The following is a 12,680-nucleotide window of genomic DNA, read 5'->3' as shown; positions in this document are numbered from 1 at the left end:
GCAAGCCTAGGTTCTCCCTGGCCTTCGGCCGGCCGGCGCACTCCTCGCGCGGACCCCTCCTAGGTGCCGGCGACCGACAGGGCCCCGTCCGCCGCCGGCGCCTTCTCGATCCGCCAGCGCTGCCCGGTGGAGCCGTCGTGCACCTTGACGACGACGTCGGCGTCCGGGGCGCCGGTGGTGGCGGCGAGGGCGAGCTGGTTCTGCCAGCGCGGCAGCAGCGCGCCCTGTGCGGTGCGGTCGTAGCGCACGGCGTCGCCCCGCTCGGTGCCCTCGTCGGCGCAGGCACCGAGAATGACGACTCCGGCGTCCGCCTGCGAGTCCAGGCACAGCCCGGGGTCCGCGACACTGCGCAGCAGCCCGTCCTCCTCCAGCGTCCACTGCTGCGTCCACGCCTCGGAACACGCCGCCAGCCGGGCCCCCGCGCCGGCCCTGGGCTCGCCCCGGACGTCGAGGCAGAGGCCGGCGGCGGCGTTGCGCAGGCGGGCGGAATCCGCGGCCGTGGGCAGACCGGCGGCGCCGGGCGGTTTCGGGCGGGAGGTCGCCGACGCCGTACCCCGGCCGTCGGCGGCGCTGGTGGACGCGGCCGGATCGGCGCCGCCGCCGTCGTACGACCACACGTTCGTCACGAGGACGACCGCCAGTACTCCCGCCGAGGCGGCGCCGACTCCTCTGAGCACCGAACGGACGGAGCGGGGCCGGCCCGGGAGCCGGCGTACGGACACGGGGATCCGGGCGAGCAGGTTGGAGCGTCCGCCGCGGTGCCGGGCGGCGGACCTGGCCGGGGTGCCCCGGTCCGCGCGGTCGGGACGGGAGTCGAGATAGCGCCGGGCACCCCAACCGAGCACCGCCTCCGCGATCAGCGGCCCCAGTTCCCGTTCGAAGCAGGCGAGTTGTTCGGCCGCGTGCCGGCAGTGCCGGCACTCTCCCAGGTGCTTGCGCACCTCCGGCAGCAGGTCCGCGCCCCGGCGGATCGGGACGTCGAGGAGCCGGTTGTGGAAACGGCAGTCCTGGGTCGGCGCGAGCTGCCGGTGCGCGTGCAGGCATCCCTCGCGGAATTGCTCACGCGCCTGTCCGTACGTGGCCGACGCGGTGTCGGTGTCCATACCGAGGAGACCGGCCGGCACATCAATGGGTTCCCCCTCGACCTCCGTGTGCCACAGCAAACAGCGGGCCGGTCCGGGAAGGGAGGCGAATGCGCGCGCGGCCAGTGTGCGGTTTTCCGGGATCAGGGACTTCGCCGCCCGCATACCGCGCCCGCCGGCGGGTTTGAGCAACTGCGGCAGAACGCCGTTGATCGCGTCGTCGGCGGCCCACTGGCGGACGGTGTCGCGCACGGCCACCAGCAGCCGCGGGCGCAGGGCCGTGGCCGGTTCGCCCTGGGCGAGACGGTCCATGACCCGGTGCTGGGCCGCGGCGGTGACCATGGCGCTGGTCCGCCCCGACGTGGCGAGGCAGATGGCCGCGTAGTCGTGGGCCGGTTGCCAGTGCCGGGCCGTCAGCAGCGCGACGGCCCGGGCCGCCTGGCTCTCCGGGCCGTCCCGGAGGCGGGCGGCCAGCCACTCGTCGGACTCCCCGGGACCCCCGCCGGAGGACGGGCGGACGGGACGAGGGGGGTGGGGGGTGGGCACTGAGCTGTTTCCTTCCCACGCGCAGGTGACGCGCAGTTCCGGTCACCGAAAGGGAATTGGTGTATACCTCTTGGGCGCGGCGTGGGGGCGTGAATTCGCCACGGCGAAATCGGGCCCGGTTTCCCACGATGCGTGCGAGACCCGGCCTTCACCCCCCGCACGAGTGCTTCACTCTCGCACAAAGCACTCATGGTCAACAAGGCGCGCCCGGACAATGCCGGACCTCCACGAAAGACGCCCGGAATCCGCGTCAACCGATGTGCCCTACACGGGTTTTCGGAATTTCCGGCGTGTCCCGCGGGAAAGGCCGGCGGGGGCCTCCGGGCCCGTCCCGCCCTCCCCCGGCCGGCACCCCGGGAGGGCGGCGGGGCGAGGGTCAGATCTGCCAGGAACGCAGCCGGTCGGCCGCGCCGAAGACATCGGCGTCACCGGTGAGCAGGTCGCGCGCGAGGTCGACCAGGGCACCGTAGGGCGGGTCGATGCCGGCACCGCTGGCGAACATGTACGCCACGGCCGTCGCGCAGGCGAAGCGGGCGTTGGCCGACGGCAGGGGCCTGAGCACGGCGAGGGTGTGCAGCAGGGCGGCGGCCCGCCAGGCGGGGTCGGAGTTCACCCCGAGGCGGGGCGGATCGACACGGTGCCGGGCGACGGCGGCGACCAGCGCGGAGAAGTCGTTGATCGTGGGCTGCTCCGGCAGCACCTCCTCGTGACGCTGGAGCAGCCAGGGCACGTCGATGTGGAGAACGGGTGCCATGGGTCAGGCGGCCCGCCCCTCGCCCCGGGCGGGCGGTGGTTCGTCGTCGGGGAACGCGGCCGCGAACTCGTCGGCGTGGGCGGTGAAGAACCGGCGGAACGCCTCGGCGCCCTCCTGCAGCGCCCGGTGCCGGGCTATGTCGGCGGCGGCGGCCTCCCGCACGAGCGCCTTCATCGACGTACCGCGTTCCTTGGCGATCTGCCTCAGGTCCTCGAGCTCGCGGTCGCTGAACTCCACGTTCAGGGCTGGCATGCCTCCCACGGTACCGCGTGGGTACTGAACCGTAAATACCCCCAGGTCAGAGCAGGAGTACAACGGTACCGCGGGAAGCGAACGGGTGAGCGGACCCTCAGCCCTGGTCCGCCACGAAGGACGCCATGCGGGCCAGTGCCGCGTTCCAGTTGACGGTGTGCTCGTTGGTCGACCAGGACTGGATGTCGTCGATGTAGCAGAACTGTCCGACGCAGCCCTGGAGCTTGCTCTGCGCGTAGGGGTCCTGGATGGCCGAGTTGGGTCCGCCGGAGAGGGTGCCGGCCGGCGGGTCGGGCAGGGCGGGGTCGAGCTGGTGGGCGTACCAGCGGCTGTGCTGTTGATGGGCGTTGGCCTCGCCGTAGCCGGTGACGTAGGAGATGTTCAGCGCGTTGCGGCCCAGGATGTAGTCCATGGTCTGGAGGGCGCCGTCACGGTAGGCGGAGCCGCCGGTGATGTCGTAGGCGGAGGCGAGGACGACCGCGTTGTTGAGGACCTGGGCGCTGGATCCCCAGTCGTAGGCGTTGCCGTCGGGGGCGTACGGCATCCCGTAGGGGTGCGCCTTCAGCGTGGCGAGATAGCGGTCGGCGCCCTTCACCACGGAGCGGCGCACGGCGTCCCGCCCGGGAAGCCGGTTCGGCACGAGGGCCAGGTCGAGGCGGCCGGCCGCCGCGGTGCGCGCCCAGTCGAAGCCGAGCGGGACGAAGATGTCCGCGGTGTGGACGGGGGACGCCAGCAGGTACTTCTCGAACGTCCGCTCACCCGTGGTCAGGTACAGCTCGGCGGCCGCCCAGTAGAACTCGTCGTCCACCCGGCTGTCGGGGTAGGCGCCGCCGCCGACTCCGTCGCTCTCGTCGGCCAGCACGTCCGGGTGGGCGAGGGCCGCGGCCCAGGCCGTGCGTGCGGCGTCGAGCGCCTTCGCCGCGAAGGCGCGGTCGTAGGGCAGGTAGAGGCGGGCCGCCTGAGCGGCCGTCGCCGCCAGGTTGAGGGTGGCCGCGGTGGTCGGGGCGTGCAGTTCGCGTTTCTGCGGGTCGTCGCTCGGCAGCAGCGGCAGCCCGGTCCACTGGGCGTCGTGGATCTTGTGATGGGCCATTCCGGCCAGCGGCTGCCCGGCCGGGACCTGCATCCTCAGCAGGAACTCCAGTTCCCAGCGGGCCTCGTCGAGGATGTCCGGCACCTTGTTGCCGCTCTCCGGGATCGCGAGCGTGCCGTCACCGAGGCCCGACGGCTTCCCGGTCCGGGCGTGCAGCGAACGCTCGTAGGTGCTCAGCAGCTCCCAGGCGGAGATGCCGCCGTTGACGACGTACTTGCCGTGGTCGCCCGCGTCGTACCAGCCGCCGGAGACGTCGAGGGTGTAGTCGCACACGCCGGGCCGGCAGGGCACCTCGGTGTCGCCCTGGTTGGGTGCCGCGCCCACGTGTCCGGCGGGGCGGGCGTAGCCGGGGCGCAGCCGGTCGCTGATGGCGATGCCGCTGCGCTGGGTGTAGTAGTACTTCGCGGAGTCGACGCGCAGCCGCTCGTAGGCGGCGGTGCCGATGTCGAACGGGCGGCTGGTCTCCCCGTCGGCGACCAGGGTGTAGCCGTCGCCGCGCCGCGGGTGGCGGCCGAAGTCGATCGAGTGGACGTTCTGCCCGGAGGATGCGTCGACGCCGCGCGGCACGCTCCAGCCGTGGGCCACGACCCGGCCGCCGGCGTCCTTGAGCTGCCAGGGCAGGCGCGCTGTCGCGTCGGTGACCAGCGTGGCGTTCTTCGGTCCGGACGGCAGGTAGCCGACCTGGTTGACCCGCACCCTAGGTCCGGTGTCGGGGACGTACGGCTCAGGTGCCACGCCGCCCAGCAGGGACACGTCGTCCGCGCAGAACCGCCAGGCGTCGGGGGTCCCGCCGAGCTGGAAGCCGACCTGGCCCTGGGTGGTGTCGACGGGCGAGGTGAAGGTGTACGAGTAGGTGTCGCCGGAGACGCTCAGCTGCGGGCTGACCTCGTAGTAGGTGTCGTACGGGGACACCGACAGGCCCACGATCGCCCGGACCACGTGGCCGGCGGGAGCGCCGGTCGCGGTGAAGGAGAACCTGTACGACTCCCCCGCGACCAGGGTGATGTCGTTCTGGCCGACGGCGGCGTCCCAGCGGTTGGCGGTGCCGCCGGGGACGTCGGCGCACAGCCGGCCGTCGGTCACGGCCGCGGTGACGCCGCTGCTCGCCCACCAGGAGTCGGTGCCGTTGTCGAAGGTGCCGTTTCTGACCTGCTCGGTCTCGTCGGCACCGGCCGGGGCGGCGGGCAGCGCGGTGACGGCGGCCGCGAGCAGGGCCGTCAGGGAGGCGAGCGCGGTTCTGCGTCTTTTCACGTCCGGACTCCTCGGGGTGGGGGAGGCAGCGCCACCGAAGGATCTGTGGGAGCGCTCCCAATTGTGGTCGAGGGCCATGGTTGTGGCAGACATGACAGCCCGTCAACGGTCCGGACGGGAGCGGTTCCCGTCCGGACCGGGGCACTGCCGGTCAGACGGCGGGCGCCTCCAGCCGGCTGACGCGGACCGCTCCCCTCGCCTCGCCCGGGTGACGGCTCGTGAGCGTGAGCCGGACGCGGGATCCGCGCACCGGGGCGAAGGTGATCACCGTGGGGGCGTCGGACGCGGTCGCCCACTCGGTGCGCGCGCCCTCGGCCGTCCGCCACGCGCGGCCGTCCCAGACGGCGACCTCCACCGTGGCGGGCAGGCTGTGCGCGGCGTCCACGGTGAAGGAGACCTCGACCCGGCCGAACCGGCGGGTCCGACCGTGGTCGACCGAGATCCAGTCCTCGGCGCGGGCCCCGTCGAAGGCGGGCAGCAGGGCGGTGGCCTCCTTGTGGAAGCCGTTGGACCAGCCCGTGGCCGGGTCGCCGTCGAGCACCGCGGCGGGCAGCGTGCCGGGGCGTCCGGAGAAGCTCGCGTCCGCGTGCGGATGGACCACGGGCTCCGGGTGCCCGGGCGCGAACCGCGGGGCCGGCGTGGTCGCGGCGGACGCGGCCCGCCGGGCGCGCACGACCGCCGCGCCCGCCCGCAGGCCCTCCGCTCGGGCGGTCACCCGCACCGTCCCCGGGCGGGTGCCGGACCGCACGATGGCCAGGGCCTTGCCGTGGAAGGCGGTGCGGGTACTGGCCTGGTAGCGCTCGGCGCTCTCCTGGCGGCCGTTGTCCACTCCGGCGAGGGAGCCGCCCGCGACCTCGAAGGAGATCAGGTGCTCGGCGCCGGGCACCACCGTTCCGTCGCGGTCCACCACCTCGGCGGTCACGAAGACCAGGGAACGGCCGTCGGCGGCGACGGTCTCCCGGTCCGGGGTGAGGCGTACGGCGTGCGGTGCCCCGGCGGTGCGCAGGACGTCGGTGGCGACGGTCCTGCCGCCGCGCCGGGCGACGGCCTTCAGCTCGCCGGGCGCGAAGGGGACCCGCCAGGTCAGGTGGAGCTTGCCCGCGCTGCCGGTGGGGCTCGTGTAACTGCCCGGGTAGGGGCCGTCGGTGAAGGTCTTGTCGTCGCCGGTGGCCTCGGTGGTCTCCTGGTAGGCCCGGCCGTCCGCCGTCCTCTTGGTGTCGAACGAGCGGACGCCCAGGGACTTCCCGTTCAGGAACAGCTCGACGGTGTCGGCGTTGGAGTACGCCCAGACCTCGACGGTGTCGCCCGCGCGGTGGTTCCAGGTCATCGGCAGCAGGTGGACCATCGGTGCGTCCGTCCACTGGCTGCGGAACAGGTGGTACATGTCCTTCGGGAAGCCGGCGGTGTCGACCGCGCCGAAGAAGGACGCCTTCACGGGGAAGACGTCGTAGGGCGTGGGCTCCCCGATGTAGTCGATGCCCGACCACAGGAACTGCCCGGCGAACCACCTGCGGTCCCGGTCCTTCTTGAGCCCGTACTCGCCGCTCATGGTCCAGGAGGCGAGGTTGTTGTCGTACGAGGAGGTGGCCCGCCCGCCGGGCGTGTGGTTCTCGCCGGTGTTGAGGTGCTCGGGCTCCTGGTAGGTGCCGCGCGTGGAGGTCTCGGAGGACGACTCGGACTCGAACAGGAACAGGTGGGGATAGGCGGCGTGCAGGGCGTCCACGGACTTGGCGGTGTTGTAGTTGAGCCCGAGTCCGTCGAGCTTGGCCAGCATCAGGTCGGCCGCCGAACCCTTGGCGGGCAGCCGGCGGTACTTGTCGGAGCCGATGACGAGCGGCCGGGTGGCGTCCGCGGCCCGGATCGCGGCGATGATCCGGTCGGCCATCGCGAGGCCGGCGGTGGAGGTGGAGTCGGGGATCTCGTTGCCGATCGACCACATGACGACGGCCGGCGAGTTGCGGGCCGCGAGCACCATCTCGGTGGCGTCCCGCTCGCACCACTCGTCGAAGAACCGGCCGTAGTCGTACCGGTTCTTGCCGGTGCGCCAGCAGTCGAAGGCCTCCACCAGCATCACGATGCCCAGTTCCTCGCAGATCTCGATCATCTCGGGCGAGGGCGGGTTGTGGGAGGTGCGGAAGGCGTTGGCGCCCATCGACTTCATGAGGGTCATCTGGCGGCGGACCGCGTCGACGCTGACGGCCGCACCGAGCGCGCCGAGGTCGTGGTGGAGGTCGACGCCCCTGATCTTGGCGTGGGCTCCGTTGAGGTGGAAGCCCTCGTCGGGGTCGATGCGGAAGGTACGGACGCCGAAGGGGGTGCGGTAGGTGTCCACCGTGCGTCCGCCGACCCGGAGTTCGGTGTGCAGGGTGTAGCGGTACGGGTCCGCGAAGTCCCACAACCGGGGCCGGGGTAGGACGAGTTCGTGGGTCTCGCTCCCGTCGTCCGCCACGGTGACCGTCGACGCGGCCCGCGCCACCGTGCGCCCCTCGGCGTCCTGGACCGCCGACCTGATTTCGACCTCGCGCGCGGTGCCCGTGGCGTTGACGACGGAGGTCTCGACCCGGACGAGGGCACGCTCGTCGCTCACCTCGGGCGTGGTGACGTACGTGCCCCAGCGCCGCACGTGCACCGGTTCGGTGACGACCAGCCGGGCCTCGCGGTAGATGCCGCTGCCCGAGTACCAGCGGCTGCTGGGCAGTTGGTTCCGCACCTCGACCGCGAGGACGTTCTCCGTGCGGCCGTCCGTGTGCACCAGGCCGGTGAGGTCGAGGGCGAAGCCGGTGTAACCGTAGGGGTGGTGGCCGGCCTCCCGGCCGTTGCAGTAGACGTGGGAGTCCATGTAGACGCCGTCGAACTCGACCGAGATCCGTTTCCCGGCCGCGGTGGACGGCAGGGTGAAGGCGAGGCGGTACCAGCCGAGGCCGCCCGGCAGGAAGCCGGTGCCGCTGGTGGTGCCGTGCTCGGTGGTGGGCGTCTGCTCGATGCTCCAGTCGTGCGGGATCGCCACCTCGCGCCACGCCGAGTCGTCGAAGTCCGGTCCGGCGGCTCCGGCGTACTCCCCGGCCGGGCCGGCGGTCCCGTCCGGATCGACCAGGGCGAAGCGCCAGCCGTCGCGCAGGGCGACCGTGCGGCGGCCCGCGCCCTCCCCCGCCGCGTCCGTGGCCCACGCCGGCGGGGCGCCCAGCAGCGCACCCGCCGCGGGCGTCGCCGCCGAGGCGATCAGGACCGATCTGCGCGTGACCGTCATGCCGGATCTCCCTCATCAGGAATCAGAAGTACTCACAAGTGATCGTGAACAAACAGATTCTGACGTCGGTCCATACGCCGTCGTCAAGGGCACGGAAAGCTCTTTCTGTCCCGAGCGCCCCGACGGTCCCGTGTCCCGTGCGCCGGGGCGGCTCCGCGAGCCGGATGGTTCGGGTCCGCGCGGGGCCCGGACGCACTACGCTGGGATCCAGGTGACGCGCTGTTCACTGTGGGTGTGCGCAATGGAGTGGCGAGGATGAGTCCGGTCAACCCGCACGACGATGCCGCCGCGGCCCGCGTCGTCGTCGACGACTCCGGCACGCTGCGGGAGTGGAGCGAGGGCGCGCGCCTGCTGCTGGGGCACCCCGCCGCGGACGTCGTGGGGCGCCCCGCCGCCGAACTGCTGGCCGACGGGACCGACGGCCCGGCGCTCGAGCCCGGCGCCGAACGCTGGAACGGGACGCTGGCCCTGCGGCACCGCGCCGGGCACACGGTGACGGTGTGGGTGCTCGCCCGCCACAGACCGTCCGAGGACGACGGTCCGGGCACGTGGCTGGCCGTCACACCGCTGGTCGACGGGCCCGAACAACCGGACGACCCACTGGTCAGAGCCGCACTGACGCAGTCCCCGTGCGCCATGATGATCTTCGACGACCTGCTCCGGATCCGCGGCCTCAACGACGCCATGGCGCGCCTCTTCGAACTCCCCCCGGACCGCCTGCGCGGCCTGCGGGCCACCGACCTCGGCAGCCGTCCGCAGGCCGCGGAACTCGAGGAGCACATGCGGCACGTGCTCGCCACCGGCCAGGGCCACGACATGCACACCTACCTCAAGGCCCCCGGCGAGAGCCGCGCCCACGCCTGGCTGGCCCGGATCGCCCCGCTCACCGCTCCGGACGGCGAGGTGCGGGGCGTCTGCGTGACCGCCCACGACTTCACCGAGCAGCACCTCGCCCGGGAGCGGCTCCAGCTGGTCAACGAGGCCAGCGTGCGCATCGGCACCACCCTCGACGTGACCCGCACCGCGCAGGAGCTGGCCGACGTGTCCGTCCCGGCGCTCGCCGACTTCGTCAGCGTCGACCTGCTGGACCCGCCGGAGCACGGCGGCGATCCCGTCGGCACGCCGACGCCGCCGGTCGCCCTGCGCCGGGCCGCCCACCAGTCGGTCAACCCGGGATGCCCGGAGGCGGTGGCCGAACCGGGCCGCCTCGACGTCTATCCGGCGGCCTCACCGCAGGCCCGGTGCCTGGTCGCGGGGCACGCGATCGTCGCCGCGGTACCCTCCGGCGACGTCGAGCAGTACCGTGAGTGGGACCCGGTCCGCGTCGGGCGGGTCGAGGAGTACGGCATCCACTCCACGATGTCCGTCCCCTTGCAGGCCCGCGGGACCACCCTGGGGATCGCGGTCTTCACCCGGTTCCGCACCCCCTACGCGTTCACGCACGACGACGTGCTGCTGGCCGAGGAGGTCAGCGCCCGGGCCGCCGTCTGCATCGACAACGCCCGCCGCTACTCCCGCGAGCGCGAGACCACCCTCATGCTGCAGCGCAGCCTGCTCCCCCGGTGGCTGCCGCCCACCGCCGCGCTGGAGGCCGCCTTCCGCTATCTCCCGGCGGCCCGTTCCGGAGTGGGCGGCGACTGGTTCGACATCATCCCCCTGTCCGGGATGCGGGTCGCGCTGGTCGTCGGGGACGTCGTCGGGCACGGCATCCAGGCCTCGGCCACCATGGGCCGGCTGCGCACCGCCGTGCGCACCCTCGCCGACATCGACCTGACCCCCGAGGAACTGCTCACCCACCTGGACGACCTGGTCGTCCGGCTGTCGGAGGAGTCCGGCGGCGACGGCACGGGCGAGGTCGGTGCCACCTGTCTGTACGCGGTGTACGACCCGGTGTCCCGGCAGTGCGCCCTGGCCCGGGCCGGGCATCCGCCGCCGGTGCTGATCCCGCCGGGCGGTTCGCCCCGGCAGCTCGACCTGCCCTCCGGTCCGCCGCTCGGCGTGGGCGGCCTGCCCTTCGAGTCCACCGAGCTGGAACTGCGCGAGGGAAGCGTGCTCGCGTTCTACACCGACGGCCTGGTCGCGGGCCGCGACCGGAGTACCGACGACGGCGAAGTGCTGCTGCGGGAGGCCCTGGACGCCACCGCCGGCTCGCTGGACGCCGCCTGCGACCGCGTGCTGCACGCCCTGCTGCCGGACGGCGGCGCCACCGACGACGTGGCCCTGCTGCTGACCCGCACCCGGGGGCTGCCCGCCGGCCAGGTCGCCACCTGGGACATCCCCGCGGACCCGTCGCTGGTCGCCCCCATCCGCAAACAGGTCGTCGAGCAGTTGGCCGCCTGGGCGTTGCTGGAGGCCACCTTCACCGCAGAACTGGTGGTGAGCGAACTGGTCACCAACGCCATCCGGTACGGCTCACCGCCCATCCGGCTGCGGTTGATCCACGACGCCACCACGCTGATCTGCGAGGTCTCCGACACCAGCCACACCGCGCCGCATCTGCGCCGGGCCAAGACCTGGGACGAGGGCGGGCGCGGTCTGCTGCTGGTGGCCCAGCTCACCCAGCGCTGGGGCAGCCGCCACACCACCGAGGGCAAGACGATCTGGGCGGAACTGGCCCTGCTCGAGGAGGAGTGACCCGCGGTTTCCGCACCGCCCCGCGGGACACTCGAACCCAGGACGTGCCGCCCGGCACCCGCGCCGGGCCGCGCGCGACGAACCTCACGGGAGTGTGGAGAAGCGATGGCGAAGACGTCCCAGCCCCTCGGCCGGACGGCCCTGCTCGCGAGCGCGGTCGCGGTGCTCGGCATGCTGACCGCCTGCGGCACCGACAGCGGCACGCCGAGCACGACGCAGTCCGGCCGCGCCGAGCAGTCGGCCGGCGCGAGCAGCGGCACGCCGGCGGACCGCGCCACCGACGGCGGGCCGACGGCCCGCACCGTGCCGAGCGACACGGCCGGTTCCGCGTCCGCGTCCGCCCGCACCGACGGCCGTTGTCACACCTCCGGGCTGCGGGCCTCGATCGGCCGCGTCGACCCGGGAGCCGGACAGCGCAACTTCCCGGTCGTGCTGACCAACACCTCCGCCCACACCTGCAGCCTGTACGGCTACCCGGGTGCGGCGTTCGTGGACGCGTCCGGCAGGCAGCTCGGCCCCGACCCCGAGCGCGCCCCCGAGTCTCCGCGGAAGGTCACGCTGGCGCCGGGCGGCAGCGCGTGGGCCGGGCTGTCGTTCTCCAGCCCGGAGATCAGCGGTGCCCGCACGGCGACCCCGGCGGCGCTGCTCGTCACCCCGCCGGACGAGCGGGAGCCAGTCAGGGTGACGTGGCAGGCCGGTGAGGTCCCGGTGGGCGGCAACGAGTCGTCGGTGTCCGTCACCGCCCTGGCCCCCGGCACGGGCCCCTGAGCACCCGCCGGCCGCGCCGTCAGTGACCGGCGACCGGGTGCGGCGCGTACGGCCGCTCCAGCTCCTCGATCTCCTTGTCGCCGAGGGTGAGTTCGACGGCCGCCACCGCGTCCTCGAGGTGGCCCGGCCTGGCGGCGCCGATGATCGGCGCGGTCACCGTGTCCTGGTGCAGCAGCCAGGCGAGGGCCACCTGGGCACGCGGTACGCCGCGCTCCGCCGCGATGCGGGTGACGGCCTCGACGACCGCCCGGTCGCCCTCCTGGTAGAGCGTGCTGCCGAAGGCGTCGGTGGCGCTGCGCCCGGTGGCGGCACCCCAGTCGCGGGTGAGGCGGCCACGGGCCAGCGGGCTCCAGGGCAGCACACCGACGCCCTGGTCCGTGCAGAGCGGCAGCATCTCGCGCTCCTCCTCGCGGTAGAGGAGGTTGTAGTGGTTCTGCATGGAGACGAACTTCGTCCAGCCGTGCCGCTCGGCGGTGTACTGCATCTTGGAGAACTGCCAGGCGTACATCGAACTGGCCCCGATGTAGCGCACCTTGCCCGCCTTCACCAGGTCGTGCAGCGCCTCCATCGTCTCCTCGACCGGCGTGTGCGGGTCGAAGCGGTGGATCTGGTACAGGTCGATGTAGTCGGTGCCCAGGCGCCGCAGGCTGTGGTCGATCTCGGTCATGATCGCCTTGCGGGACAGTCCGGCGCCGTTGGGCCCGGACCGCATCCGGCCGTGCACCTTGGTCGCGAGCACGATCTCGTCCCGGCGGGCGAAGTCCGCGAGCGCCTTGCCGACGATCTCCTCGCTGGTGCCGTCGGAGTAGACGTTGGCCGTGTCGAAGAAGGTGACGCCGGCCTCCAGCGCCTGCCGGATCAACGGACGCGAGGCCTCCTCGTCGAGGGTCCACTCGTGCGTGCCGCGGTCGGGTACGCCGTAGGTCATGCACCCCAGACAGACGCGGGAGACGTCCAGGCCCGTCGAACCGAGCTTCACGTACTGCATCGTTGCTGCTCCTGCCTTCCGGATCGGTACCCGGCGAGCGTACGTCCTCGTCCGGGACCGCGCCCCGC

Annotated in this window: 8 protein-coding genes; 2 read left to right on the top strand and 6 right to left on the bottom strand. The window is 73.1% G+C overall.

Going from position 1 to position 12,680, the window contains the following annotated elements; all coding sequences use genetic code 11:
- Positions 1 to 59 precede the first annotated feature (59 nt).
- From AC0VYN_RS14210 to AC0VYN_RS14190, 5 genes are all read right to left on the bottom strand, one after another.
- Positions 60 to 1,628, bottom strand: coding sequence for an RICIN domain-containing protein (locus AC0VYN_RS14210; RefSeq protein ID WP_475536295.1), 1,569 nt, complete (start codon positions 1,626 to 1,628; stop codon positions 60 to 62).
- Between the two features lie 376 nt (positions 1,629 to 2,004).
- Entirely contained in the window at positions 2,005 to 2,382 is a 378-nt protein-coding gene (locus tag AC0VYN_RS14205) for a toxin Doc (RefSeq protein WP_475536294.1), read from the bottom strand.
- 3 nt (positions 2,383 to 2,385) lie between these two features.
- Positions 2,386 to 2,634 carry a hypothetical protein gene (locus tag AC0VYN_RS14200; protein WP_077797179.1) on the bottom strand — a complete coding sequence of 83 codons (249 nt, stop codon included), beginning with the start codon at positions 2,632 to 2,634 and terminating at the stop codon, positions 2,386 to 2,388.
- Positions 2,635 to 2,731: 97 nt separating this feature from the next.
- Positions 2,732 to 4,975 carry a glycoside hydrolase family 9 protein gene (locus tag AC0VYN_RS14195; protein ID WP_475536293.1) on the bottom strand — a complete coding sequence of 748 codons (2,244 nt, stop codon included), beginning with the start codon at positions 4,973 to 4,975 and terminating at the stop codon, positions 2,732 to 2,734.
- 151 nt (positions 4,976 to 5,126) lie between these two features.
- Positions 5,127 to 8,222 carry a glycoside hydrolase family 2 TIM barrel-domain containing protein gene (locus AC0VYN_RS14190; RefSeq protein WP_475536292.1) on the bottom strand — a complete coding sequence of 1,032 codons (3,096 nt, stop codon included), beginning with the start codon at positions 8,220 to 8,222 and terminating at the stop codon, positions 5,127 to 5,129.
- A gap of 255 nt (positions 8,223 to 8,477) precedes the next feature.
- Between AC0VYN_RS14190 and AC0VYN_RS14185 the strand changes: the two genes are divergently transcribed.
- Complete coding sequence (locus tag AC0VYN_RS14185) at positions 8,478 to 10,856, top strand: SpoIIE family protein phosphatase (RefSeq protein WP_475536291.1); 2,379 nt, start codon at positions 8,478 to 8,480, stop codon at positions 10,854 to 10,856.
- A gap of 105 nt (positions 10,857 to 10,961) precedes the next feature.
- A complete protein-coding gene (locus AC0VYN_RS14180; RefSeq protein WP_475536290.1) occupies positions 10,962 to 11,624 on the top strand; it encodes a DUF4232 domain-containing protein in 663 nt (220 codons plus the stop codon).
- A gap of 19 nt (positions 11,625 to 11,643) precedes the next feature.
- Here AC0VYN_RS14180 and AC0VYN_RS14175 read toward each other — a convergent pair whose 3' ends face one another.
- Positions 11,644 to 12,612, bottom strand: coding sequence for an aldo/keto reductase (locus AC0VYN_RS14175; RefSeq protein ID WP_475536289.1), 969 nt, complete (start codon positions 12,610 to 12,612; stop codon positions 11,644 to 11,646).
- Positions 12,613 to 12,680: the final 68 nt, after the last annotated feature.

It is taken from the genome of Streptomyces sp. 63XJN7_1_ISO-PGPR-S23-121 (assembly GCF_056173025.1).
Note: the sequence above shows the minus strand (reverse complement) of the source record. Positions and strands in the feature narration are given on the sequence as shown.

Coding starts and splice junctions, on each gene's coding strand:
- AC0VYN_RS14205 (WP_475536294.1), bottom strand. CDS start 2,382: ATGGCACCCGTTCTCCACATCGACGTGCCCTGGCTGCTCCAGCGTCAC.
- AC0VYN_RS14200 (WP_077797179.1), bottom strand. CDS start 2,634: ATGCCAGCCCTGAACGTGGAGTTCAGCGACCGCGAGCTCGAGGACCTG.
- AC0VYN_RS14190 (WP_475536292.1), bottom strand. CDS start 8,222: ATGACGGTCACGCGCAGATCGGTCCTGATCGCCTCGGCGGCGACGCCC.
- AC0VYN_RS14185 (WP_475536291.1), top strand. CDS start 8,478: ATGAGTCCGGTCAACCCGCACGACGATGCCGCCGCGGCCCGCGTCGTC.
- AC0VYN_RS14180 (WP_475536290.1), top strand. CDS start 10,962: ATGGCGAAGACGTCCCAGCCCCTCGGCCGGACGGCCCTGCTCGCGAGC.
- AC0VYN_RS14175 (WP_475536289.1), bottom strand. CDS start 12,612: ATGCAGTACGTGAAGCTCGGTTCGACGGGCCTGGACGTCTCCCGCGTC.